General features: G+C 43.5%; 25 protein-coding genes. 7 read left to right on the top strand and 18 right to left on the bottom strand.

Annotated elements, in window-relative coordinates; translation table 11 throughout:
- Positions 1-625 precede the first annotated feature (625 nt).
- The gene (locus MHI01_RS04700; RefSeq protein WP_340982634.1) at positions 626-1,060 is read left to right on the top strand and encodes a hypothetical protein; all 435 of its coding nucleotides are present in this window, start codon (positions 626-628) and stop codon (positions 1,058-1,060) included.
- 133 nt (positions 1,061-1,193) lie between these two features.
- Here the strand turns inward: MHI01_RS04700 and MHI01_RS04705 are convergent, their stop codons facing one another.
- Positions 1,194-2,702 (bottom strand): exosporium glycoprotein BclB-related protein, encoded by a 1,509-nt coding sequence (locus tag MHI01_RS04705; RefSeq protein ID WP_340982635.1) that lies wholly within the window; start codon positions 2,700-2,702, stop codon positions 1,194-1,196.
- Positions 2,703-2,983: 281 nt separating this feature from the next.
- Positions 2,984-4,444 carry an alpha-L-fucosidase gene (locus tag MHI01_RS04710; RefSeq protein ID WP_340982636.1) on the bottom strand — a complete coding sequence of 487 codons (1,461 nt, stop codon included), beginning with the start codon at positions 4,442-4,444 and terminating at the stop codon, positions 2,984-2,986.
- Between the two features lie 122 nt (positions 4,445-4,566).
- Between MHI01_RS04710 and MHI01_RS04715 the strand changes: the two genes are divergently transcribed.
- Positions 4,567-5,412 carry an AraC family transcriptional regulator gene (locus MHI01_RS04715; RefSeq protein WP_127545850.1) on the top strand — a complete coding sequence of 282 codons (846 nt, stop codon included), beginning with the start codon at positions 4,567-4,569 and terminating at the stop codon, positions 5,410-5,412.
- Between the two features lie 28 nt (positions 5,413-5,440).
- Here MHI01_RS04715 and MHI01_RS04720 read toward each other — a convergent pair whose 3' ends face one another.
- A complete protein-coding gene (locus tag MHI01_RS04720) occupies positions 5,441-6,526 on the bottom strand; it encodes a glycosyltransferase WbsX family protein (RefSeq protein ID WP_340982637.1) in 1,086 nt (361 codons plus the stop codon).
- 61 nt (positions 6,527-6,587) lie between these two features.
- Positions 6,588-7,580, bottom strand: a complete 993-nt coding sequence (locus MHI01_RS04725) for a hypothetical protein (protein ID WP_340982638.1) — start codon at positions 7,578-7,580, stop codon at positions 6,588-6,590.
- Positions 7,581-7,867: 287 nt separating this feature from the next.
- Here MHI01_RS04725 and MHI01_RS04730 point away from each other — a divergent pair, with 287 nt between their 5' ends.
- A complete protein-coding gene (locus MHI01_RS04730) occupies positions 7,868-8,275 on the top strand; it encodes a hypothetical protein (RefSeq protein WP_253508163.1) in 408 nt (135 codons plus the stop codon).
- Positions 8,276-8,386: 111 nt separating this feature from the next.
- On the opposite strand, the gene MHI01_RS04735 is transcribed toward MHI01_RS04730, so the two are convergent.
- From MHI01_RS04735 to MHI01_RS04760, 6 genes are all read right to left on the bottom strand, one after another.
- Positions 8,387-9,736 carry a glycoside hydrolase family 30 protein gene (locus tag MHI01_RS04735; protein WP_340982639.1) on the bottom strand — a complete coding sequence of 450 codons (1,350 nt, stop codon included), beginning with the start codon at positions 9,734-9,736 and terminating at the stop codon, positions 8,387-8,389.
- Positions 9,737-9,758: 22 nt separating this feature from the next.
- On the bottom strand, positions 9,759-11,402 hold the full coding sequence (locus MHI01_RS04740) for a sugar ABC transporter substrate-binding protein (RefSeq protein ID WP_340982640.1): 1,644 nt from the start codon (positions 11,400-11,402) through the stop codon (positions 9,759-9,761).
- A gap of 37 nt (positions 11,403-11,439) precedes the next feature.
- Complete coding sequence (locus MHI01_RS04745; protein ID WP_017688674.1) at positions 11,440-12,327, bottom strand: carbohydrate ABC transporter permease; 888 nt, start codon at positions 12,325-12,327, stop codon at positions 11,440-11,442.
- A 15-nt stretch (positions 12,328-12,342) separates the two neighbouring features.
- A complete protein-coding gene (locus MHI01_RS04750; RefSeq protein WP_206099103.1) occupies positions 12,343-13,332 on the bottom strand; it encodes an ABC transporter permease in 990 nt (329 codons plus the stop codon).
- A 119-nt stretch (positions 13,333-13,451) separates the two neighbouring features.
- Positions 13,452-14,474 (bottom strand): LacI family DNA-binding transcriptional regulator, encoded by a 1,023-nt coding sequence (locus tag MHI01_RS04755; protein WP_340982641.1) that lies wholly within the window; start codon positions 14,472-14,474, stop codon positions 13,452-13,454.
- 180 nt (positions 14,475-14,654) lie between these two features.
- On the bottom strand, positions 14,655-14,999 hold the full coding sequence (locus MHI01_RS04760; RefSeq protein WP_036670761.1) for a thioredoxin family protein: 345 nt from the start codon (positions 14,997-14,999) through the stop codon (positions 14,655-14,657).
- Positions 15,000-15,117: 118 nt separating this feature from the next.
- On the opposite strand from MHI01_RS04760, the gene MHI01_RS04765 reads away from it, so the two are divergent.
- Positions 15,118-15,255 carry a hypothetical protein gene (locus tag MHI01_RS04765; protein WP_017688678.1) on the top strand — a complete coding sequence of 46 codons (138 nt, stop codon included), beginning with the start codon at positions 15,118-15,120 and terminating at the stop codon, positions 15,253-15,255.
- Positions 15,256-15,334: 79 nt separating this feature from the next.
- On the opposite strand, the gene MHI01_RS04770 is transcribed toward MHI01_RS04765, so the two are convergent.
- Together MHI01_RS04770 and MHI01_RS04775 are read right to left on the bottom strand one after the other, a co-directional pair.
- Positions 15,335-15,637, bottom strand: a complete 303-nt coding sequence (locus MHI01_RS04770) for a DUF3817 domain-containing protein (protein WP_315370756.1) — start codon at positions 15,635-15,637, stop codon at positions 15,335-15,337.
- Positions 15,638-15,833: 196 nt separating this feature from the next.
- Positions 15,834-16,802, bottom strand: coding sequence for a LacI family DNA-binding transcriptional regulator (locus tag MHI01_RS04775; RefSeq protein ID WP_315370757.1), 969 nt, complete (start codon positions 16,800-16,802; stop codon positions 15,834-15,836).
- A 383-nt stretch (positions 16,803-17,185) separates the two neighbouring features.
- Between MHI01_RS04775 and MHI01_RS04780 the strand changes: the two genes are divergently transcribed.
- Positions 17,186-18,619 carry a glycoside hydrolase family 1 protein gene (locus MHI01_RS04780; protein WP_340982642.1) on the top strand — a complete coding sequence of 478 codons (1,434 nt, stop codon included), beginning with the start codon at positions 17,186-17,188 and terminating at the stop codon, positions 18,617-18,619.
- A gap of 194 nt (positions 18,620-18,813) precedes the next feature.
- On the opposite strand, the gene MHI01_RS04785 is transcribed toward MHI01_RS04780, so the two are convergent.
- The 4 genes from MHI01_RS04785 to MHI01_RS04800 all read right to left on the bottom strand — a co-directional run bounded on the left by MHI01_RS04785 (position 18,814) and on the right by MHI01_RS04800 (position 22,284).
- Positions 18,814-19,416, bottom strand: a complete 603-nt coding sequence (locus MHI01_RS04785; protein WP_340982643.1) for a sugar O-acetyltransferase — start codon at positions 19,414-19,416, stop codon at positions 18,814-18,816.
- 38 nt (positions 19,417-19,454) lie between these two features.
- Positions 19,455-20,021 (bottom strand): sugar O-acetyltransferase, encoded by a 567-nt coding sequence (locus MHI01_RS04790; RefSeq protein ID WP_340982644.1) that lies wholly within the window; start codon positions 20,019-20,021, stop codon positions 19,455-19,457.
- A 219-nt stretch (positions 20,022-20,240) separates the two neighbouring features.
- The gene (locus tag MHI01_RS04795; RefSeq protein WP_340982645.1) at positions 20,241-21,404 is read right to left on the bottom strand and encodes an MFS transporter; all 1,164 of its coding nucleotides are present in this window, start codon (positions 21,402-21,404) and stop codon (positions 20,241-20,243) included.
- A 127-nt stretch (positions 21,405-21,531) separates the two neighbouring features.
- Positions 21,532-22,284: a TrmB family transcriptional regulator gene (locus MHI01_RS04800; RefSeq protein ID WP_036670754.1), complete on the bottom strand. Its 753-nt coding sequence runs from the start codon at positions 22,282-22,284 to the stop codon at positions 21,532-21,534.
- A gap of 206 nt (positions 22,285-22,490) precedes the next feature.
- Between MHI01_RS04800 and MHI01_RS04805 the strand changes: the two genes are divergently transcribed.
- Together MHI01_RS04805 and MHI01_RS04810 are read left to right on the top strand one after the other, a co-directional pair.
- Positions 22,491-22,619, top strand: a complete 129-nt coding sequence (locus MHI01_RS04805; protein ID WP_047842809.1) for a DUF4023 family protein — start codon at positions 22,491-22,493, stop codon at positions 22,617-22,619.
- 95 nt (positions 22,620-22,714) lie between these two features.
- The gene (locus tag MHI01_RS04810) at positions 22,715-22,975 is read left to right on the top strand and encodes a hypothetical protein (protein WP_047842808.1); all 261 of its coding nucleotides are present in this window, start codon (positions 22,715-22,717) and stop codon (positions 22,973-22,975) included.
- Positions 22,976-23,055: 80 nt separating this feature from the next.
- Here the strand turns inward: MHI01_RS04810 and MHI01_RS04815 are convergent, their stop codons facing one another.
- The gene (locus MHI01_RS04815) at positions 23,056-24,699 is read right to left on the bottom strand and encodes an extracellular solute-binding protein (RefSeq protein WP_253508145.1); all 1,644 of its coding nucleotides are present in this window, start codon (positions 24,697-24,699) and stop codon (positions 23,056-23,058) included.
- A 119-nt stretch (positions 24,700-24,818) separates the two neighbouring features.
- Positions 24,819-26,498, bottom strand: coding sequence for a response regulator transcription factor (locus tag MHI01_RS04820; protein WP_340982646.1), 1,680 nt, complete (start codon positions 26,496-26,498; stop codon positions 24,819-24,821).
- Between the last annotated feature and the right edge of the window lie 4 nt (positions 26,499-26,502).

Consider the following 26,502-nt stretch of genomic DNA (forward strand, 5'->3'; position numbering starts at 1 on the left):
TCGAGTGAGTAGTTAAACATTTTAATTACATATAATAGTCGATTAGGAATTTAATTGGATTTTATTGGTATAGTATAAAATCATTATTCGATATATACAAGCACTTTATTGAAAAATATAGAAAATAAGTCTATTTAATGCTTTTATGTGTCTCATGTCGCTTACGTATTCATACTCTCATTTCGCATTTATGTATTTCATTTCGCTTAATGAACAAATGTAGTAGTTCTATGAAACTACGACTTGATGTTCAAGGTTACTATTCAAACAAAGTGGCAAAGCAGAGGCTCATCCTACTGTGTCAATTTTCGTTTATGGCGTGTTCGAATCGTGTATTCCCTCTCCGTAATCGTCTGAGCTTATAAATGTTAATTTGTGAACTATATATGAATAAAGTATATATTTAACAAAAATAGTACAGAAAATCATGAAAACTATATTGTATATATTTGGAATTAAATGTAGGATTATCTTGTAACATACATTTGGCGCCAGATCAACCTCACTCTCATCCTAGGAAATGACTGTGAGGAAAGCTACTGCTCTATTGATCTTTTGTCTTTTTGTGAACAGTACGAACTCTAATCTAATTTAAATTTTATATACCAAAAGGAGATGTTTGATTGTGAAAAAATATCAAAAAACAGCAATTGCAGCTCTTTCTTCCATGGCGATGCTTTTAGCATCTGTTCCAGCGGTATTCGCTGATGAAGCTCTTACGCTAACTAACCCTTCCTCCCAGGAAGTTCAGACACAACAACAGTCCCAAGCACAAGAAATTAATATTTTTGCCCAAAATCCCTTAAGAGAATATTTCAATGGTGGATATAGTACCGATATTTACTTGAGTGGAAAAGTCACCTTTAGGTTTAACCCTCTTACAACAGGGGAATATGTGTTTAAAGTTGAAGATATGAGTGGAACCCTGAAGGGAGATGGAAGAGTAATCGTGTCTGATTATGGAACGAAAAGCATCACTCTTGAGAACTTGTATGGTTATCATAAAATTGTAGCTTACTCACCCAATGGTTATGGTGGAAGCTATGATATTTACTACTAATGATTGGTAGTAATAGATATCACAATTATTTATAAAAAGTTCTAACCCCATGGCTCATATGAGTCATGGGGTTACTTTATGATTTTTAAAGAAACGACGATTGAGTCGGCCTCAGATCAAAATTTATATCTCATCATGTAATGTTCACGCCGCCACTTGCATACCCGACAACCGTATTCACAAGTGTGAGTCCGGCTGCCGTTGCCGAGAACACCAGCAGCAGACGTGTCTGTGCAGTCACAGGTATAGTCAATCCGGTTGTTATGCCATTGGAGATACTACCCAATGCAATAATACCGGTGAGTGGAGGTGCCAGTGTAACGACCGCCCCCGGAACCGCAGTAAATGCATTATCAGGAGTAGGTGAACTGAATAATTGCGCAGTGATGGTCACCGTTGAACCAACCAAGGCCAAGGCTGCTGTGGTACTGAAATAGGCAGCAATCGAAGTTATAACGCCATCCCGTGGAACAGAGAACGCAAAGTTAATGAGTGGTCCGACAATCGTTCCTGTTAAATCAATCGTGCCACCCAGAATGCTGACTCCTGTTGCCGAGCTGCCGAAACCGATAAGGCTTGTCGTTCCGACCAGTCCACCAAGAATCGTTGTTAATATGGCGGGTCCGCCAGAAGCAAACGGTATAATGGCTCCTGAACCCGTAGCCCCAGTAACACCAGTGCTGCCAGTTACTCCCGCAATCCCAGTTGCGCCGGTAGCCCCGGTTACCCCTGCAATTCCGGCTGCACCCGTATCTCCTGTCACACCCGTTGCCCCGGTAGCCCCGGTGACTCCCGCAAGTCCAGCTACACCCGTATTCCCTGTGACTCCGGTGGCTCCTGCTACGCCAGGATCACCTGTTGCTCCTGTAACGCCAGCTGCCCCAACAGCTCCTGTACTCCCCGTTGCACCTGTCGCTCCTGTTGCGCCACCTGCTGGGCCTGCCGCACCCGTTGCTCCAGTAACACCTATTGCACCTGCTGGTCCCTGGGCACCAGCAGCTCCCGGTGTACCAGCTGGACCTACACCACCCTGAGCACCAGCAGCGCCAGCCGGGCCTTGTGGACCAGGTACGCCCTGAGGACCCGCTGGTCCTGCCGGACCTTGACTGCCTATGTTTCTAAGCCCTGTTGTGATTGCCAATTCGGTCGCCCGGATCAAAATGACCAGTTGATCTTTCTCAGCCGAATCGATATTCCCCTGTAAAATGACAGATAGGAGCACATCCAGCAATTGTTGCAAATTGGTTCCCACACTGATCGGAGAAAATGGAACGGCCTCTGCAGATACAATGGTAAGCTCCAAGATCGCTTCGAGATCTGCCTTGGTTCCCTTTTTCAAATCCGAGCAATGAACCAGAGCCAGTAATTTACGCAGTACCTCAATCAGAAGTGAAACATTGTGAGGCGTGGGATTGGCAAAAACCTGTACAATTGCTCCCTTCAACTCACCAATTAATTTGAGAAGGAATTCGGCTTCTTTGTCAAAACACTTATGATGGTGGTTATTGTGATGATGATTGTGGTGGTTATGATGGTGCTCGTGATGGTGTTCTTTGTGCTGCTCTCGGGGATGGTCACAGTCCTCAGGTTTTTTTTTCTTAAATCCGCTCCAACCATATCTGATGCGTTTCTTTGGTTTCATCTTTTTGCAGATCCTCCTTAGTGAGTCTCAATCAATCCATTACAGGCGAACATCACTGGTTTGATGATATCAGTATATTAGCAAGCAAGAATTTCGTGATTATTATATAAGTAAATTTCCGAATTACAGTTTTCAGCTTGGAGGAACCTCCATTATCATGGAGAGGATTTTGCATGGAAGTCAGCCCTATGTATAGCCCAACCAAAAGAGCGCTATCCGATGAGTACAATACCCCTGGATGCGCCCTTTTTATATTTACAGTATTTATTTATCTTTGTTGATTAGTCCAATTTAATTTTGAAAACAATAGGCGCATTACTTTTCACAGTTGTCGTTGTGATCGTCAGTGCGTCCGCTGTTCTCTCCCATTTTGGCTGTTCTTCATAGCCAAGTACCTGAATATCTTGAATGACCCCTTGAAAATGATTAGAATTTTCCTTCAGGGATTTAATCTGCACCACCCCGTTATCTGGATAGGCAAGAACCGTGGCATACAGACTGCTTTCTTTTAACGTAAACCGTATATCTTCACTCGTAAATATCTTCGTATCCCCATCCGTGAATTGCCCTTCCTTCACCTCTGTCGGACCCTCGCCAAACGTACGCCAGAATGACGTGTCATAGATCGCTTCCCCATTCACTTCCAGCCACTTGCCAATGCTCAGTAAAATCTCACGATCTTCTTCCGGTATGTTGCCGTCTGCTTTGGGCCCAATGTTCAGCAGTAAATTTCCGTTTTTGCTTACAATATCGACGAGATCCCGAATGATCTCTTCAGCCGTTTTATAGTTATTATTTTCCGTATAACACCATGAGTTTTTAGCGACAGCTGTATCCGTTTGCCAAAAATAGGGCTTGAGCTCAGCGAACTGTCCCCGCTCCACATCCGGAACGGCACTACCAAACATGTAGGCCTCATGTTTATAATTGATAGCTACAGGCACGCCCCACTCTTCGCCTTTGTTATAATAATAGGCAGCAAATTTTTTAAGATAGGGTTTGAACGCAACCGTTTGAATCCACCAATCAAAATAAAAGACCTTTGGCTGATATTGATCGACCAGTTCACAGCAGCGAATCAACCAGTCCTCCAGATACTCCTCGGTTGGAGGTGAGTCATACAAGTCGAAGTGATCCTTGGGTTCAGGCATGGCAGGCCAATAGAAATCCCCACGCTCCAGGGGTTCCTTAATATCTGAATCAAACTCCTTCCCGTGAGACATGAAGAACCAGTGCTCGGCGCGGTGAGACGACACGCATAATGTTAGCCCCTGCTTCTCGTATGCAACCTTCATCTCACCCAGAAGATCTCGTTTGGGGCCCATTTCATATGTGTTATAGTGAGAGATAGAGCTTTTGTACATCTGAAAACCATCATGGTGCTCAGCCACAGGCATAACATATCTCGCTCCAGCCTGTTTGAATAATGTTGCCCATTCGTCTGCATCGAACTTCTCTGCACGAAACATCGGAATGAAGTCTTTATATCCAAAGTCCTTATGAGGTCCATACACCTCAAGGTGATGTTCATAAGCTTTGGTGCCTTGTATGTACATATTTCGCGAATACCATTCGCTATCATAAGCCGGTACAGAATATAGCCCCCAGTGAATGAATATGCCGAATTTCGCTTTTGGGTACCATTCAGGAACTTGGAAGGCGCTAAGCGAACTCCAGTTGTCCTTGAATTTACCGCTCTCAATCGTTGCTTCAATATGTTGCAAATATTCGTTTTTGTCCATGAGATGTTCTCATCCCTTCTGTTATTGTCTGTAGTTGTATTGTAGTGCTACGGCCGAAAGATAGACATGCAGAACACTAACTTTTAGATGGACAATAATAACCTTGTATGGAGATGAAAAGTATGAATCACCAAACTTTGCTTACGAACTACCTGTCCAATCTCCAAGTCGAATTATTCATGGTCAATTACAATCGGTGTGATACGGATTGGCGGGATCTGGATTACACGCCCGATTACAGCAAGTTTTATTTCATATGCGAAGGTGAAGGTTGGCTCAAAATTGGGGATGAGGAGTATTATCCTGCGCCTAATCAGCTTATTTTAATGCCAGAGGGGATCCAACAGTCTTACTCTGCCATTAATGACCGTCCTTTTCTCAAATATTGGTGTCACTTTAGCGCAAAGGTTGGGGGAATCAATTTGTTCCAAATTCTGAAATTCCCACACATCTGTACGATAGATCAACCTGAGTTGATTCAAGCAATCTTCAGCAGTATCCTTACATATGCAAAATCCGATGAAGTCTATGGCCATATGATGGCCAAGAGCAAACTAACCGAGCTACTGTCCCACTATATAATGAATCTGGATCTGGATCAGATCTCTTTTATTAACGTGCCTGTCATGGAGAAACTGTCCACCATTCTGGCTTATATTGATTCCAACATCGAAGAGAATATTTCGGTTCAGGATCTGGCCCAGATCGCCTATATGCATCCAAATTATTTCATTCGATTCTTCAAGCAGCAGATCGGAGTTCCTCCGATCCTCTATATTACTGGCAAAAAAATCGATAAGGCCAAGGAGTTGCTGGCCTGCACCCCGAACACGATAACTGCTATCGCCGAGCATCTCGGTTTCAGTGATTTGTATTATTTCTCCAGACAGTTCAAAAAGCATACAGGGTTAACTCCAACGGAGTACCGCAAACAAAAAACGGGACTTACAACGAAACATGGTCTATAAATAAACTCAAAGCAAAGAGAGAGTTCCCTCATTCGGAACTCCCTCCTATAGACTTGTTTCTGTTCGATTCATGCTGAGTCACTTTCTTGAGTTCGCTCAAATAAGCATAACCATAGTTTTGATCCGGCTCAAGATATGCCCCTTCCGCCCACTCGTTCCAGGCATTAACAAAAAGATATTCACTTTTGTACAGCGTCCTCGCTCGTTCCATCTGTCTGGATAGATACAGCCCAAACTTCTCTGGGGTGGCCCCGAGCGTACTCTGTCCGTCAACACCTCTCCGCGGTGTATTATCCCAATTGACAAAAGCACCTGGATAAACAATTTCTCCGTTACGGTGTGGTGTTCGTTCGAGAATGGAGGACCATACCTTGTCGTAATTCACAGCAATATGCTGCTGTCCCTTGATATTCATTTCGATCCAGATTCCATTCATATGTCCATGTGCAAACGTATAATGCGGTTCAAATTCCATACTCGCATCAAAGATCTGACCATTAAATGTACGGAATCCACCAATGGTCTGCACAAAATGAATCCCTTTCAGCCCATGCTTCAAAGCCAATTCACGCCAAAACTGAATCATTTCCTCACATTGCGGAATACTGGCTGGTCGATAGATCAGAAATAATGGCTTACCTTCCACTCGAATATATCGTTTGTCCTTAAATACTTTTACCAGATAATTAAAATGTTCTTCCCAATCCTCTCGATCCCCATAGTTCTGGGCCATGAGAACATCGGATTCTTGCCCATCCCATTTTCTTGTCCATGTCTCATTGGCCCAGGACAAGCAAAAGGGAAAATCAGGCTCCCCACTATCCAAAATTTCATTCACTGGTTTTTCCAGCAAACGCTTGCCTTTGAACCAATAATGATAATAACAAAATCCATAAATGCCATGCTGTTTAGCAGTTTCCGCTTGCCATTTTCGTACATCTGGATCGGAAAGATCATAATATTTCCCCTGAAATGGCTGTTTAGGCTGATGATGACCCGAATATAAAGGCGCGGCTTTTTTTACATTCGTCCATTCGGTAAAACCGTCCCCCCACCATCGGTCGTTCTCCTCAATCCGGTGAAATTGGGGCAGATGCAGAGCAATTACCTTCAATCAGAACTCCTCCAATGCAGCAACATGATGCAGCCTACGCTCCTGTGATTTTTGGGATGATTTATATGAAAATGATATCCAGCAGTCGCAATGTTTTTTGTAGATGGGATTGATTATATTTCATGTATGCCAGAGTATGGCTAGCGGCCAGTCTCCTTGCATCAACACTCTGCCAGTAATGTTCAAACTTCTGAGTGAGTTCTTCACAAGAGTTGTATTGTTGAAAGTTACTAAGGTCAATCCCGTTGCTCTGATTCACAGATGGTCCTATGAGCTGAAACGTCCCACATGCGGCAATTTCCATCACGTTTTTGATTGATTCGCCACTTTGAATAACCAGTTTACTTCCGTTATATAACATCTGACGAGCTTCATTCGTATGAACAGGCTTGAAATCCCCGATCTGTGCCCAACCCTTTCCATCTACCCGAACCTTTTTGTTATCCAAAAGACCCGATTTGGCAACAGCGGTGACGATGCCATCCGATTCTGCATCCCCGATGATATAAACATCCGATTCGTACTCCGAGGGAACAGCTTGCGGACAGAATATATGTGGATCAGGCGGCATGAACAGTTCATGACTACCAGTGCTTCCCATATGATGCTGATCATCGCTTATTTGGGTTGAATGTTGTGTAAACACGTGATCAAAAATCGGTAGAATAGTTTCGCTTTGATTCACATGTTGATCGGCAGACAACCAGATGGCCTTCTTCACGGTTGATGTCCTTAATGCTGTAATATTCTCATCCGGCAAGTTTTCTTCGCTTCCGATGACCATAATTAGGTCAACATCATTAGAAGACAAGCAGGCTGACACGGATTCGATATATTTAATCTCATTCACATTTCTCACGAGATGTTTCAGACTCTGTTCAATCAGGACGCAATGTGATGACATTTCTCGGTCATTACAAGGAGTGATAAGAAGCACATTTAACTCCTTATAGATCACTTTTGGCACTTCTCGGGTAGGTATGCTTCCCACCTGCATCATTTTCAGCCATTGCTGATTCAGTTCCAATTGCTGTACTTCCATATGTTTACGCATGGATTTGAGTTTCCTGTTCAGAACCACATTCATCTGTCTCAGGAATAACCGGTTCGCATCATGAACTGAACGTTTCTTTTTTGTGGACTTAACCTGCGTTCTTGACTTCTTTTGGATAACAAACCCTCCTGTTCCATGCGAAAACATTCTCTGCCTACAATATGCACGAAATAGTGTTTCGCTAACTCTTTTTGTGCAAAAGGGGCTTTATCCCAAGTATATAATGTGTGGCCACCCGGATCATTCCAGATCTTGTCCTCATAGAATATAAGAATACTATATAGGAGATGATATCTTTGCCAACTTTTGATAGCATCCTTGTCACCGGTAATCAGACGATTAATCAGAATCTGCAGGTCAATGGTAATCAAACCGTTGGTGTCGATCTAAACGTCAATGGCAGTCAGACCATAACAGGCAGCCTTCAAATCAACGCCAGCTCCTCGATTGTCAACCATTTGGGTGTAGGCGGAGTGATTGAAGCTGGAGATAGCGTTAAGGCCGCTACACAATTAATGGCACTTAATCAACCTACTCTTCCACTCTCCCTACCCGTTTTGCAACAACTCAGATATTACAATCCTGGTGTTGCAGGTCAACCCGGTCTGGTCTTAACAGGGACTGCTGGCAATCAATATATACTGTTTGTTGATGAAAGTAGCGGGACACCCCATCTCGCCATTCAACCCGTATAAGATAACCCTGAATCAGATGAGTTTCACCAAAAGAAGCGATATCCGTGTACACTCCGGATATCGCTTCTTTTGGTTTCTTTTCTGATGAAGCCTGGTTATAACTCCATCCTTTTATAAATCTGTGATCAATACGGACAAGACACTCTTGCTTTCCAGCTGGAACTTCATCAATACATCGTCGCGCAGCTTAACCTGTATGTTGCCCGTTTTCTCCCCATCATTAAAGAGGACTAACGCTACGGAACCATCGGCATTTTTAAAAGCCACAGAACAAATTCCATCACCACTGGATGTTGATTCGATCCGAACAGCCTTCGGGCGGATCACAGCACTGAAATGAGCCAGAGCATAATAATCAAGTGTATACGTAAGTTCCTTTGTTTGCTGATTCACCTGTACGATCCCACGACACGTACTGCGGCCAAATCCCGGAACGGTTGGCCCGTTGTTCTCATCAAGTGCCATATTCCAAAGTACAAAGGACTTGCTGTAATTGCGAAGAATCTGAATTCCCGTTCGCATCACATTCGAGAAGGCTTGCTCAAATGGCGGGATCCACTCTCCACCCGAACCTTCAGTGAAATGCACTTCTTTCCCTGCAAAAGCTTCATAAACCTTCGTTTGAGCAGAAGCATCGCCCCCGTACCAATGCCAGGCTACACCATCCACTTCCTCTCCCGCTTGTTCAAGTACGGTCAGAGGATAGTCCGGTTGATCCCAGTTGTGATCGTAACAGAGAATCTTGGTTTGAATATCGTTTTGCACAAAGGCTGGTTTGAGATGATTTTTGATAAAGTCTGCTTGCGCTTCGGCTGGCATCAACATACCAGGATAGTGCCCGGGTTCATAGAGGGCCTCATTCTGTGGTGTAATGGCACGGATCGGTAATCCATGCTTGCCATACGCTTGAATGTATTTCACGAAATATTCAGCATAAACGGGATACCATTCAACCTTCAACTGTCCGGTAATCATCGATCCGCTCGTTTTCATCCATCCCGGTGCACTCCATGGTGAAGCAAACAGTTTCATTTCAGGGTTCAATGCCAACGCCTTTTGCGTTAAAGGAATAACGTCCCCTTCATCATGTGCAATGCTGAATTGGGTTAATTCCGGGTCTGTCTGCTGTTCTGGCATATCGTTATAACTGTATACCGTTCTCGCATAGTCCGAAGCCCCCATTGGATTACGGATGACTGACAGCCCGATCCCTTTCTCCGGATGGAATAGTCGGGTCATGACCTCATCCCGTTGCTCCTCATTCAAGATTTGGTTAATCAAATAGGCAGATGAATCGGTAAAAGAAGCACCAAATCCGTCCATCTCCTGATACGTTAACTGATCATCCAGATGGATGGTCGTTGTCTCCTTATCAGCATCTAGTGGTTTCAATTGCTCTTGGGATAGAGATACAAATAAATCTTCTTCACCCGTAGATTTGTACATTTTGAATGTCGTCATAGGATTCTCCTTTGTATTTCTATTATTGAATGCCTAGTTTCTCTTTGTTCAATTTCATCTTTTCACTGCGTACCTTCACAATCTCTTCCCAACGGTTCTCACCTAAAAATGACTTGTAAGAAGCCAGTGCATTGTCATACGAGGCATCATCCTTGGACCGTACCATACTGACCAGCGTTGTATTCCACTTCGTATTGATTGCTGACAACGCACGAGCTTCAGGTGTACCTTGATCCGGGCTAATATTCTCCAGAATAAAGTGTGGTTTCAGCTTGCCTTTGCCCCACTCCTGCATCTGTTTAATCGCTTCCGGAAAAGCATCTGCACTGAGTGCTTTGTGGCGGTCATGACCAAAGAACATAAACTCACCCATTCGATAATCCTTTTTAAATTGATCCGCATTATGCAGTTGCATGTCTTTCACTGCTGGCAGTAATTCTACACTACCGTCGGCTTTGGTTTGGAAGGTCTCCCCTTCGATCCCGTAATTCATAAGCGTCTGTCCTTCTTCACTCAATAAGTACGTAAAGATTTGAATTGCCTTGGCCGGGTCTTTACAGTCCTTGGAAATAAAGTTGATCATCCAGCCTGTAATACCGGACTGATTCAAGGTTGGCTCATTGCCCTTGGTACTCTGTGGCCCATCAATGGCGACGTATTCTTTGCCTTCATTGGCGCTCATATAAATTTGCAGGTTTCCTCCCTGTTGAGGTGTGCCATCCAGCAACATCGTTGCATATTTTCCCGATTTCACTTTCTCTTCAAAAGCCGTACCATCATCGGCAAAACTGTCATCACTGATATTGCCGTCTCTATACACGGTGTTCAATGTTTTCAACCACGTGAGGTAATCTTCATCCAGGTTACGATCATAGAATTCTCCATTCTCGTTCTCAAGCGGAACACCAATGAAGTCTTGCAACGTATCTCCGAGTGAACCCGTTCCTTCACCTACGGCATTAAAGCCGAATGGAATCAGCGCAGGGAACTCTTGCTTAATTCGTTTCATCACATTCTGGAATTCTTCTGGCGTTCCAATGACCGGACTACCCAAAGCTTCGTACACATCTTTACGAATGATAAATGCCGTTTTGGCAGGAATGTTACCGCTATCATAATCCTCCTGTGTATTGGAATAGTTCGGGTAACCATAGGTTTTACCATCCGCCAATTGGAACCAGTTCAATGTATCGGCAGCCGCTACTTTATTGAAGTAAGGATCATATTTTTCCGCCAGATCGTTCAGCGGCATAGCCCAGGTTGCAGCTTTTTGTACCACAGGAGAATTGGAGTCAAATACGGTCAGCAAGTCAGGCATATCTCCACCGGCGAAAAAGGTGTTTAACTTGGTATCATCACCTGTAATGAATTTGATATTGATGTTCAGATCCTCTTTGATTTTCTTGGTAACAATGTCCTTGCCAAAATCAGTGTTCCACCAGTCCGCATTGACGTACCATGTCAGGTCGGTAGCCTCTTCCTTTTTATCCAACTGCCAAGCTGGCTTTTCCGGGTCAACCGTATAACGATCTTCAATGGATACCCAATTCCCTTCACTGGAGCCACCCGATCCACCACTGCAACCTGTAATCATAAGTACGGCTGTGAGCAGTGTTGCGAGCAATTTAATTCCTTTTTTTCCTGATGCCTTATTCAACTTCAACATATTTTTGTTCCTCCTCAAAATGGGGTATTTGTTGCTCCTATTCCTTGACTGCTCCGAGCATCATTCCCGAGATAAAGTATCTCTGAACGATGGGATAGATCAGCACGATAGGGAGTGTTGTAATAACAATGGTGGCTAGTTGCACGCCTTTGGTCGTTGTTTCAATCACAGCCGAACCCCCGACATTTTGCATGGACTGTGTCTGGGACTGCACGATAATCTCATACAACATCATCTGAAGTGGATACAGTGACTGATCGGTAATGTATAACTTGGTTGTCATAAAGTCGTTCCATTGCCCCACCCCATTGAATAGTGCAATTGTAGCCATGGCAGGCATAGAGAGTGGAATGAAGATTTTCAGGAAAATATGCCAATCCCCTGCGCCGTCAATCTTGGCCGATTCTTCCAGCGAATCCGGGACATTTCGGAAGAAATTCATCAGAATCACGACATCATAGAAGCTGAACAACGCCGGAATAATGTACACCCAGAAGCTGTTTAACAATCCAAGTGATTTGATTAACAGATACGTCGGGATCATACCGCCCGAGAAGAACATGGTAATAACACCCATGGCAACGTATAATTTACGGCCTCTTATGTACTTTTTGCTCAGACCGTAACCAACCATGGCACAGAAGAACACATGTGTTACAACGCCAATCGTTGTTTTGGACACCGATATGAAGAAGGCCTGCCAGATGCCCTGATCATTGAATACAGCTCTGTAATTCTCCAGCGAGAATTCCGGTGACCAGAAGATGAATCCACCTTCCGCCAACGCTTTGCCTGAACTAAAGGAAGAGATGATGACATTCCAGAGCGGAACCAGAATAACGATCGTACAGATGATTAACAAAATCATATTTAAGGTATCAAAGATCCGACTATCAAGATCTTCTTTTGCCACCTTTCCATTCACGCGGGATGCCTCCTTCTACAACACAGATTGATTATCGTTTAATTTGCTTGTGATTTTGTTCGCCGTGACGAGCAGAATGACAGAGATGATGGAGACACCCAAGCCAACCGCCGTTGCATAAGAAAAGTCACCCTGAGACATCCCCATACGATAGACGTACGAATTGATGACTTCAGCTTTGTCGCGGTTCTGGGAGTTCATGAGAACCAAGGTCTGATCCAGATTCGACCCTAATAAACCGCTTACAGTTAGAATCAGATTTAGGCTGATAATGGATCTCATATTAGGCAATGTGATATTCCAGATCTGTCTGAGACGGCTTGCACCATCAATTTTGGCAGCTTCATAATACGTAGGATCAATCTTTGCCATGATCGCCAGATACAGAATCGTTCCCCAACCTGCTTCTTTCCAAATATCCGATAACGTAGCAATCCACCAGTACTTGCCTGCATCCAGCAAGATGTTCTGCGGTTGCGAGATCACCCCTAGGCTAAGTAACAACTGATTAAATAACCCCGTTGTCGAAAACCAGGTGATCAGCATTCCCCCAAGTACGATCCAGGACAAAAAGTGAGGTAAATATGAAACCGTTTGCACAAACTTCTTGAAGCGTCCGCTGTTTAACTCGTAGATCATGATTGCGAGAATGATCGGAATGACAAATCCAATACCTAATTTCAAAAAACTGATCCCCAGCGTATTCACGACCGCATCCCAGAAGTATTTATCTGACAAAATGATTCTGAAATTATCCAGCCCTACCCAAGGAGCGGTAGCCAGCGTATCAATGACCGTGTAATTTTTGAAGGCAATTGTCAAACCGTAAATCGGGATATAACAGAAAATAATCATAAAGATAATGCCTGGGATAATCATCGATTGAATCTCCCATTGTCTCCGATAATCGACTATGAATTCTTTAATCCGTTGCCCGATGGGTTTCTTCCCATTGGGACTGATCGCATTTTTACCGGTTGAAGTCTCTACGGCTAATTTATCCACGTTTTTTTACTCCCCTCCATCATGCATACATGTTTATAAAAACGTTTTTATTTTTGGACATAAAAAACCCCTTTGTTTTTATTTATGTAAAAAAAGACCGGAGAAGAAGCTGAGTCAACTTATGTACGGTAGTCTTTCCGGTCGATCTTCACATGGCTTGAACCTCTCACCACCAGCTCACCCGCCAATTTCTGTGCAGCCCCTTGTTCTTTCTCCTTGATCATACCCACCAGTTGATTGATTGCCAGGATACCCTGTCTTGCAATTTGATTTCTTACCGTTGTAAGCGGTGGAGAAAAATACTGTGCGATATCAATATCGTCAAAACCCACGACACTAACATCTTCAGGTACTTCAAAGCCCTCAGACTTCAACGCATGCATACAGCCAATTGCACTCAAGTCATTCCCTGCAAGAAATGCATCAGGTCGCTTGCCGGGGTGCAAATGAAGAAAAGATTTTATCGCACTATACGTGCTCTCCTCCTCAAAGTACCCTTGTATAATGTAATCTTCATCGATTGGAAGCTGGTACTCCTGCAAAGCAGCCAGATAGCCATCCCTACGCTGTACACTGTCAAACATCGTGTCCACACCCGAAATATAAGCAATTTTCTTGTGCCCCAGCCCAATTAAATACTTGGTAGCTTCATAAGCCGCCACGTACGAGTCAAAAATGACACTTCCCATCGTATCACTCTGATAGACCCGATCCAGAAAAACCGCCTTGATCTTGTCTTTCTCCATGGCGATAATATCTTGCTCATCAATCCGAAGCTCTTCGTAGATAATGACACCATCCACCCGCCGACCCAAAATATTACTCATAATAACGTGTTTATCCTTGGTCACAAATACATTCAAACCATACCCAAGACGATCACATTCGCGAGACATTGACTCAACCAGCTTATAGAAATACGGACCCGATACACTTGTAGTGAAAAAACCAAGCATTTTGGTTTGACCGGACTTCAACAGCTTGCCATTCAGATTGGGCACATAATTTAAACGCTCTGCCACCTTAAGAACATGTGATTTTGTCTCCGGGTTCAAGACATCCACACCATTCAAGGCGTTGGAGACCGTAGATATGGATACGCCCGCTTCCCTTGCTACATCTTTAATTGTTATCTTTGCCATAAGTTTTGTTCCTTTACTATAAAAACGTTTTTATAATGTTTAAATTATCATAAAACCGTTTTCATGGCAACACTTTAATTTGCGAGTTCAGGCATCATGTACTTTATTCATAGCTATATGCCACTGAGGGCGCAAAAAAACGGCTCATGTATGAGCCGCCGTTCATGAAGCTTTAGCTTTCTATTCCTCATCCTGGATATACATGGAGTGAATCTGTTGCAGCTGCTCTTCCAGACGTTCCAAGCGAACAAAACGATCCGCTCGAATATATTCCTTCTGCTCCACAAGCATGATCATTGTTGGAACGGTAAAAATAAGAAACTTGGAAGCAACTTCTTCCACGTCGTTAGCATTAATGTGACCGAGGTATATTGATGGATAAGGTTCAAGCAACGCCCTGATCTTGGGGAGTAAAGCGTGACATACACTGCACTCTGGACGAGATACATACAAAAAAACCAATTCATGTTGTTGAATAACTTCTTCAACCATTTCTATGGATGTTAACTCATGAATATCTTTCATAGAAGCTCAACCCTTTCAATCATTCAATAGCTTGCTCATTTAAACTTTTTCTTTTCAAGTATAGCCTATATGCGTTAGAATCAAATGGAATATATCCCCATATGAAAGAGGTTATGGTATGAAAAAATCATTCTTATTTCTATTCACTGCCCTGGTTGTTGTTACTTCCTTCTCGGCGTATACACCTGTGTCGAATGCCTCAGGCGATATTGGAGTCAGCTTATTGTCCGATCGTCAGCAAGGTACAGTAAAGTAGTACTTGCACAGAAAGTAACAGGCGACAATTCGGATAACATCTGAATTAGTCGCCTGCTTTCATTTATTCTTATTGATTTTTATTTCCAATCTCTCTTCCGAAGATAAGATTCGAATACAAAAGTTCCAAACGGCAGTAGACCGGCGAGTCCACCCATTAACCAGCGTGTTATCTTCCACTTTTTGACCAGAGCCAAGTGAACTAGGGCAATAAGGTACAAAGGAAATAATATACCATGAATCATGCCCATTACGGCTACAGGGGAAGAGATATCTGCAAAATATTTCAGAGGCATAGCAATAAAAATCAACAGAAGTAAGGATACGCCCTCCCATATGCCCGCAATTCTGAATCGGCCTGTCACTGTTTTCATAAAGTCCATTCTCACCTTTCCTGCTAATCGTTTGTGAAATATGTAACTTGTAACATGATACAAAAATCTCACTCCACATCTCCGTACAGATATGTCGTTCTGAAGCTCATATTCAGTATAACGTATGACTCCGATTCGAAGATGCTTCAAATTTGAATAATTATTGAATCCATAAAACCAGATTCCCACATCAGGTCTTATGGATTCAAGTCGTCTCACGCTCAATCAGCTGGTATGTCAGCTGTTCCGTCTGCAACTCCATTTTACCCAATACGGCCCACAATTGATGAAAAGCCTGGGTGGCTTGCTCCGCAATCGGATTGTGTATGGTAGTGATTCCAAGAACACGGGAAAGCTCGATATCATCAAACCCCACAATGGCGAGTTGTTCCGGTACCTGAATATTCCGTCTGCGTGCTTCACTAAGAATGCCGATGGCTGCATAATCATTCGAACATAATACGGCCTGTGGAAGTTCTGGCCCCTCAGCCATTCTTCGCATGGCTTCTTCGCCATCGGAGGAGCTAAATACGGAATATTGATATGCTTCAGTCCACACATGCAACCCTCTGCTCTTCATGAAAGATTCATAGGCTTCACGGCGGCTCTGGGTATTCAAACTTTCAGCCCTGCCAAATGCATTTGCAATTCGGGTGTATCCTCTCGAAACCAGATGCTCCAGAGCTAACTTATACCCTTCTGCCTGATCCATAGCAACAGACGGAATCTCGTCATTCCCCATTCGCTGCCAGGAGACAATCGGACCGTATTCCATATACGCCTTTAATTTCCGAGGATCATTAACACAAGCAATAATAACTAGCCCATCGACTCGTTTACTGCGCAGATCTTCGAAAGCCTGCAATTCAATCTCCGGATCTCCACGGGATGTATAGATAATCGTCTGAAACCCAAAATCCATGGCTGTATCAATGAATTGATTCATGAATGTAAGAATGATCTCACCTGTGGTAGAGGTCACAATTCCAATCTGCTTTGTCTGCCCTGTAGATAACGATACCGCATTCCGGTTGGGAATATAATTCAACTGTTTCATAATATCCGTTATGATCTGTCTTGCTTCATCACTAACATGCGGAGAATGATTAATCACTCGTGACACAGTCGCTTTTGAGTAACCGGACCGCTTCATAATTTCATCAAACTTGGACATCGGAGACTCCCTTCTTGCTAACGAACTATATAAGTTCAACTAAGATTATTTACACTGGCACTTCGATGACAGAACAACCTTCCGATCGCTGTTATCCCCAGATTTTTTGATTCCCATATCTAAACGGGAAAATCCGGGGATAGCGTATGCTTCCGATGCAGCTTTCTTTCAGAAAGCTTTCAGGCGACCGCTTCGCTTCTTCTGGTTATTTCTGTCCTCTCCGTTTTCGTGTAAATTTTAGTTGAACTTATTTAGAATAATAGTATGCCTTAATTTGGGGTCAAAAGTAAAACTTGACGTGTAACCCGTTACAACGTTTAAGCTTTTTTTATGTCATATATGAACAACCTCTTAATATCAATTTGATGAATGGAGCGATACACATGAGCAACTCTCAAAATCATACTTATCAATTCCCGGAAAATTTCCTGTGGGGTGGCGCAATTGCAGCCAATCAGGCTGAAGGTGCATACAATCAAGGTGGCAAAGGATTATCTACTCAGGATGTAGCTCCCAAAGGCATCATGGGGCCAATCACGGAAGAACCAACCGAAGATAACATGAAACTGATCGGTATCGATCTGTATCATCGCTACAAGGAAGATGTAAAACTGTTTGCCGAGATGGGCTTCAAGGTATTCCGTACTTCCATCGCCTGGTCCCGGATTTTCCCAAAAGGGGACGAGCTGGAACCAAATGAAGAAGGTCTGCAATTCTACGACGATCTGTTTGACGAGTGTCACAAATACGGGATCGAACCACTGGTTACGCTATCCCACTATGAGACACCTCTTCACTTGTCCAAAGAATACGACGGCTGGGTTAACCGAAAAATGGTTGGATTCTATGAGCGTTATGTAACTGCCGTATTTAACCGTTACAAAAACAAAGTAAAATACTGGCTTACCTTTAACGAAATCAATTCGATTCTTGAAGCACCCTTCATGAGCGGTGGCATCTATACGCCGAAGGAGAAGCTTAGCAAGCAAGATCTGTATCAAGCGATCCATCATGAGTTTGTAGCCAGTGCTTCCGCTGTGAAGCTCTGTCATGAGATTATTCCTACGGCACAGATTGGGTGTATGATGCTCAGTATGCCTACCTACCCGCTGACACCGAATCCAGACGATATGATCAAAGTCATGGAATTCGAACATAGCAACTATTTCTTCGGTGATGTACACGTAAGAGGTCGCTACCCTGGTTATATGAAACGTTACTTCCGTGAAAATGGAATCGAGATTCAGATGGAAGCTGGCGACGAGGAAATGTTGCTGAATACGGTAGACTTTATCTCTTTCAGTTATTACATGAGTATCTGTCAGACAGCAGACCCGGAGAAACAAATCGCAGGTGAAGGTAACCTTCTTGGGGGTGTACCTAACCCTTATCTGCCAGCAAGTGAATGGGGATGGCAGATTGACCCGCAAGGATTGCGTTATGTGCTTAACATGTTCTATGACCGCTATCAAAAACCACTGTTTATTGTAGAAAATGGTCTTGGTGCTGTTGATGAGTTGATCACGGGTGCTGACGGCGAGAAAACAGTTGAAGATGACTACCGAATCCAGTATCTGAATGATCATCTGGTTCAGGTTGGTGAAGCTATTGAAGATGGCGTTGAAATTATGGGTTATACATCATGGGGTTGCATTGATGTTGTCAGTGCGTCTTCTGCCCAGTTGAAAAAACGTTATGGCTATATCTATGTGGATCGTCATGACGATGGATCAGGAACACTCAAACGTTATCGCAAGAAATCCTTCCATTGGTACAAAGAAGTGATCAGCAGTAACGGGAAAAGTTTGCAACGTTAAGGTTCTTTAAGCAAATGTAACAGATACATTCTTCTATCCCCCAGACATATCACATGAAAGAGTGTCGGTTATACGATACCTTGGCATGTTTTCTGTCTGGGGATTTTATTTTTATTTTCAAAAAGAAACACCCGATGATACACATCGGGCATTCTCCATTAGCGACTATCACGTTGTTCACTATTTATTCTTCACTAGATGTTCTTCACTACATCCCTGCTGTACTTGGTTTTGTCTTCTTCCGTTATCTTGCGAAGGACCCTGCAAGGATTACCCGCAGCAATCACACCAGACGGTATACTCTTGGTCACTACGCTCCCTGCGCCGATGATCGTATTATCTCCAATCGTCACACCGGCAAGAACTGTCACACCGCCACCGATCCATACATTATTGCCCACCGTGATGGGTCCAACGATCTCCAGACCTTCATTGCGCTGCTCAACATCATAAGGGTGGCCTGCTGTATAAAATCCGCAATTGGGAGCAACAAAAACGTTATCTCCAAAACTGATTTTTCCTCCATCCAGCATGACAATATTATGATTGCTATAGAAGTTCTCACCAATTTCAATATTATAGCCGTAATCACATACAAATGGCTGTTCAATCAGGAAACGGTCGGTCGTTTTTCCCAGCAGTTTCTTGATTAACGCTTCTCTTTCATTGATCTTGCCTGGATGGAGATGGTTATAATCGTAACAAAGTCCTTTGGCATGTAAACGCTCTTCAATTAACTCTTGATCATAATTGGCGTTATACAAGAGCCCTAATTGAGATTTCTCTTTTTCAGTCATCATTTCGTAAGCACTTCCCATCTTCTATCTAAAATAATTTAAAGCTCAATCTCTCTAATAATTCTAGCAGGATTACCGCCCACGATCATATTATCGGGAACATCCTTTGTAACCACAGACCCGGAAGCAATGACCACGTTGTCTCCAATGATAACCCCCGGATTAATAACGGCTCTACCACCAATCCATACATTATTGCCAATCGTGACTGGCTTGCCATATTCCGCACCCGTATTGCGTTCATGCGGATGGAGTGGATGAGTAGCCGTATAGATATGTACATCTGGTCCCATTAAGCAATGGTCTCCAATACGAACTTCACACACATCTAATATCGTACAGTTAAAATTGGTATAAAAATGATTGCCTACATGAATGTTATATCCATAATCCACATGAATATTAGGTTCCATGCCCAGGTGTTCACCTGTAGATCCCAACAGTTCCTTCAATAACTTGGTGCGAAGCTCACTATCCGTTTCCGTCGTTTGATTGAACGTCCGCGTCATTTTCCTTGCATACTCTCTGTCCTCAGACAATTGAAGATCCGAAGCCATGTACAGCTCGCCATCCAGCATTTTTTGTTTTTCCGTCTTCGTAGTCATGATCACCGCTCCCTCATTACACATCATGTAATTCAACATTAAATAGTACTTTTAAAAACTCTTTTAATTATATAGATTAGTATGAATAAAGCAAGTTTTGCTCGATATGAAAATGGTTTATTCTACTGACGCGTACTCTAGCGAAACAGCAAAAAAACCTCTACACCCATTAGACTATGGGAATGCAGAGGTTCAAGCTTTTTGTCTAATTTCTTTATTCTAAGCAACCGCCTGAACGGTTTTTTCCTTAACGCTAATGGCATAGATGGCAGTCACCAAACCAAGCAGAATCAGAACAGAACCAACCCATCCGGTGTTCAGAATCGATGAATAATCAATCACCATGCCGCCGATATAGGTACCTAGTGCAATACCTGCATGTGCAATACCTGAGTTAGTGCTAATTAGCGTTTCGGCTGTTTCGGGAGAAGTTTTGATAATGAGACTATTCTGCACAGGCGTAACGGTCCAACTCAGTGCACTCCAGATGCTTAACAATAACAAGAAGGCGATCAAAGGCAATCCCACACTGAACGGAATGACAGCCATACTCACGATAAAGGGAATCAGCACAATGATAATGGCTTTAGCAGGATGCAGACGATCGGATAACATGCCCCCGATTCCTCCCCCTGCAACAGCGGCGATCCCAAACATCATATAGATAAAGGTGACCATCGTCGCACTGGCACCCAGCGTTTCTTGCAAGAATGGCGTGAAATACGCATATAAAGTCAAATGACCCGCAAGCACAAGCAAAGTTGTAGCATGGATTGCCAACATTTTTGGATTCCACAGTGCCGTAAGCTGTTTCTTCAGGGATACAGCAGGAATAGGCTGTACACGATCCATCGCAATCCAGATGGCCACCATAACCACTGCTGTGAGAATAGCGATCAACATAAACACCTCACGCCAGCCTGCCAAGTTACCTACAAAGATTCCAAGAGGTACACCTAGGATAAGTGATGCACTGCCTCCCATGGTAATAATCCCCACGGCGCGTCCTTTATATTGTGGTTCCACAATACGTGCTGCAAGGGTCAGGGAGAGCACAAAAATAAGTGAACCCGTGGCGGCTCCGAGTGCTCTGCCCGCCATCAGCATATAAAAGCTGGTACTGAACGCAGAGATCAGATTACTGATCAGAAAAACAAACAGTGTACACATATATACTTTTTTACGCTCGAATCTGGCCGTCATATTTAATAAAATCGGCGCAGACAACGCATAGACAAGTGAGAAAATAGAGATTAAATACCCGGCTTTCGCCAGGGAAAGATGAAGATCCGTAGCAATCAGGTCCAGAATCCCGCCCAAGATCAGTTCAACGGTTCCGACCACAAATGCTGCGATAGCAAGCACATATACTTTCTTATTCATTTTTGAATCCTCCTATAAAAGTTACAACTACGATAGTAACCCATAAGAATGAAAGTTTCAATAGTTATTTTCATGATTGTTTTCAAACAGAGATATAACAAAAAAACTATCCTCCAAGAGAATAGTTTTAATAGATTAATCTGGTGAGCAGTTTCTCGATTTCAGCATCCTGTAACAGTTGGTCACCGTATTTTTTGGTAATCTGAGTAAGGGCAACATCATGGTAGAAATAATCAGTCATCGCTTTGACAATCGGTTTGGACATCGTCTTGATCGCTCGCCATGAATCGTGCTCCACACCGGCAAACAGCAAATACGCATGATCCACAATAAGCAGCTGTGAAGGTTCTGGCGCATCAAGCAATGGAATCAACGAGTATATCCGGTTTAAGGATGTCTCCATTCCCCCAACGGCAAGCACTTCAACGTACACGCCCTGCTTTTCCTTCTGCTCCAGCAGTTCACGATATTTCTCCATTCGCTCATTCCAGGCCAGAAAAAGAATCGATGAATCTGCTTCCTCGATAAGCTGTTCGATATTCGATGCGATGGAAGACTCATCTTTTAACGTCCAGATATGTTCATCGGTGAATGTACGTTTGATTTTGTAACTCTTCAATTCCTCAATATCTTTCTCAAAATCAGCTTTAATCTTATGAATAATGGACTGAAGATCCACAGCCATATATAGTTTCTTCTTCCCATCCATCGTTGTCAGCACCGTTCCCTTGTCGATCAGACGGTTGAGCACTTCATAGATTTTGGCTTTGGGAACGTTGGAGTAATTTACAATCGATGTGGCATCAAGCGGTTCATCCTGCGCGAATATAGCCTCGTATACCTGACTTTCATATTGTGTAAACCCGAATTTCTGCAACATGGTATGGATCGGCGCATCCCTTCTTAGTGTGTCTGATCTATCTAGTTTAGACGCATGAACTTCCCATGTCCAGTATGTCCCAACTGACCTAGGAATGTGGAATCAAAATTAAATTTAGCGATGTCCCCAAAATAAAATCACTTTCCAGTGGTTATATTAACAATCGTGAATACACATTTTGCTTGTGGAAGGAGCTGTAATTTAAAATGGAAAGTACTCAAGATTTTGTGAAAAAAGTTAACGAAAATGCCGAAAAAGCGCGTCACAATAAAAACAACGGCAAGGGAACGCCAGGGGACAAGCTGCCATCCAAACAGCACTCAACGAATAAGTAGAGTCTATTTATTAAACAGCATGACCTCCGTCTAACACCCTTTCCTCTACTTTTCATCTACTATTAAGAACCTTTAATAGAAAAGAGATGATTAGTATGGCTCGTGTCAATGCTGTTCCACAACCGGATCTGGTATTAATCTATTGGTCTAGAAATCCGCTCATTCCCGGTTCTGCGCGCAGAATCCAAAGTGTACGTGTAATTGGTAATACGTCTCCATGTACTTTCACACTGGTTCCTGGTGCACGGTTGATCAATGCACTGAACTGCTTGCTGGACAATGATATTGGATTCAAAGTGGTATACCGCTACAAAACGTCAGAAATCAGCGGAGTTCTGTTATTGAAACGCAAATGATCAGCATCAAAAAATGGTGCCTCCCTTTAGAGAGCGCACCATTTTTTCATTTTTCATTCTTGGATTATATAATCAATCTTCTATTGGTTAGCTGCGATGGTATCATTCACTTCTTGTGTGATCTGATCCCCGCCAAGTTTCTTCCAATTGGCTACGAAATTATCAAACTCGTCAATCGACAAGTTACCATAGATGATTTTCAGAAATGTCTCGGCTCTCAGTTTATCCAGTGTAGCTTGCTTCGTATTCATTGTTCTCGTCGGTGCATAGATGAATTCATTCATGACAATGAGGTCATTATCTCGATAAAATTTAATCACACCTTGTGAACTCTCTGGGCCAAAGATACGCTCCATATGCCACTTGTCGAGATTCCCATTTCGATAATCCATAATATCGTCATAGAACAGCTTCGCTTCAAGTTCCAATCCGGATGTATCTCCTGTTTTGAGCGCCTGCTCTACTTCATCCTGTGCCTTCACATTTTTGTTGGCTGGCAGGTTGGAGACCGTTGCATTATGAAAACCAAGACCTGTCAGTCCATTCAAATAAGCAGCCCGTTCTTCCTTGGCAGACTCACCGAACATTTTTTCAGCCTGGAAATTGAGCAACTTGATTAGCGCTTCCGGGTGCTCGTAGCCTTTACGAACGGCAAATATACCGCCCAGACTAAGATGATTCTGTGTTTTGGCTGGTTGATCATCAATTGATTGAACCGGGTAAGCCATCCAGTCGATGTTTTTGTCTTTTTTAATCATGCTGCTAACCTGAAAAGGAGCCCATTGTGGCAGGAAAAACATGCCTGATTTGCCTGCATTCACATCCTCCATCATTTTAGCAAAATCCTTCACGCCAAATTCGGGATCAAGCACACCCTTCTGATACAGAGTCTGAAGCTCACGCAATCCTTCTTTCACTTCCGCTTGGATCGTTCCGTTCACGACTTGACCTGAAGCATCCTTAATCCAGGTTTCGAGATAACCATGATAGCCGAGCAAGAACGCATTGATAGGCAAATCCTTGTTCAAGGCAATGCCATACGTATCATCTTTGCCATTTCCGTCTGGATCTTCGAAGGTAAAGGCTTCCGCAATCTGGATGACATCCTGCATGGATTTGGGCGCTTCAAGACCAACCTTTTTTAACCAATCCTGACGAATCCAGATCATATCCGAGGAATCCAGCGAGCCTGGGAAACTCACCATGGCGTATATTTTTCCATCCTTCGTTACCGGCTTCAGACCTGTTCCATCTTCAGCAGACATGAACTCCTTCACCAGTTCGGATGCATACTTGTCATATACATCGGTCAGATCCTCCAGCATTCCCGCTTCATGCAGTTGTTCGAATTGAACAGCACTCACTTTCAGTACATCCGGCAGATCACCACTCGCCAGCGTGACATTCATCTTATCGTTATAATTGGCATCTGGAACAATCCATTCGTACGTTACATCAATACCAAGTTCATCCTTGTACCCTCTGGTCCAAATGTTATTGGCGTGTGTATCTCCTTGGGCAAGCGATTCTTTCCCCGTTTCATTCATGGTGGAAGTCAATTTAATGGGTGGGTCATATTTCGTAAGTGGTCCTCCCGCATCCTGCTGTGTGTTCGACTCAGCTTCATTATCGGCACTTCCCGCACCGGATGAACAGGCAGCAAGTGTGGTGGCCAGTACCATGGTTAATGTTAATAATGAGAACTTCTTGAATGATATATTCATGCGAATCCCCCTTTTTTCTCCTCCCGTGAGGTATAATTTCATTTTATAAAGAAAGCGCTATTACTTCGAGTGTATCCCGTTGACATCTGGTATCTTTGATTTACCATTTGAGATATCATCTAACTTTTCTGATCCCGATACTCTTGAGGGGTGCAACCTGTCGCTTTTTTGAAGAAACGATAAAAATAATGCTGATCACTAAATCCAACTTTCGCCGATATTTCATGCATCTTGCAGGAAGAACCCAGAAGCAACTCTTTACTTCGCTCCACTCTACGGTCATGGATATAGTCGGATATGCCTTTGCCGGTAATCCGTTTGTACCAACGCGACAGATAAGAAGGGTTAAGAGAAACTTCCTGTGCGATCCGTGTGAGTGAGAGGTCATCCTCGAGATGGTGCTTGATATAATGATGGATCGTGATCAGAATCTGTGATTGGTCATTCAGGCGGGCATCGCTTCGTTTGGAGATCATCCATTCGTATGCCGATTGATAAAAGATGACCAGATCGGTCCATGCGGTATGGATGTCAAAATGCAACATTCGGGAAAGCGATATTTCTTCCATTGCTGACTCATACAATCCCAGTTCGTGCAGAACTTCAATGAGCACATTGGCTGCACCCGTATACGTTTTCATGCGGAAGAACGGATCTGGAAGTCCCTCCTTCGCAGCCTCGGTCCATTTATGGAAAGGCTCCATCCATTCCCGATCCCCGGCGGTTATTCGCTGTTTGATCTGATCCAGATGCAGTGTTACAACACCCTGTTGATTCATAATGCTAGGGGTGTCGGGCAATTCATCCTGGATATTTACACGCAACAGCTTCTCCATCCCAAGCCCGGGACTCTCATGAATCGACAGGCGTAACTGCCCGATTGCCTGATTAACCCTGCTCCACTCTACCGCCTGCTCGCTGACCATGATGGATACAGACAGGTTCAAGCAGTCCGCACAGGATTGCTGCACAGACTCCAATGTGCCATAGACAAAACGAAGGGTCTGTACCCAGCTCTCCAGCTGACTCCCTCGTTCCCCTTGTGTATCAGATACGTATGGCGGATACGTATCTTGCGATTGAATAAAACACGCGATGACCTGAGTGTCCAGATCAATCGCCTTCACCTTAGCCCTGTCTTGCAACAGCTCCTCCGCAACATTGGCAACGGCATAGCGGATGAGACTGCGATCCGCCTGAGATTGATAGTTGTTCCACTCCTCTACCCGTATAATCACAGGAATAACGAGTTGATCGGATTCGAAAGGTAACTGCACAGCATCCAGTTCTTCTTGAAGTGAAACGATATCTTGTCTATCCGTTCGCTTAAGCACATCCAGTAGCAATTGACGCTGTAACTGGGGCAGTGCTCGTGGCAATTTACTGCGAAACCAGGCAGCTTGGTAGCGAAAATCATTCTCTTCCGAGATCTGTGTTAACGCCCGTTCTACCGCAGCCCGAATGTGATTCATGCCCTCTGTCTTTAACAGGTAATCAACAACACACGGATTTCGAATGGCTTGATGTGCATAATCGAATTCGTTATGACCTGTCAGCAAGAGAACTTTGCATCGTGGCCACCGGTCCATAATCTGCTCAATCAACTGCATGCCATCCATGCCAGGCATACAGATATCACTGAGTACAATATCAATCTTGACCGAGTTCAGCCAATCGATGGCTTCATAGGCAGAGTATGCTTTAATAATCTCCATATCCTGAAAGTTCGCCTTTTGAAAGAAAGCATACAGTCCATCCAAAATAACAGGTTCATCATCTACAATAAGCATCCGCTGCATAACG

The organism is Paenibacillus sp. FSL M7-0656, assembly GCF_038003225.1.
Classification (GTDB): Bacteria; Bacillota; Bacilli; order Paenibacillales; family Paenibacillaceae; genus Paenibacillus; species Paenibacillus amylolyticus.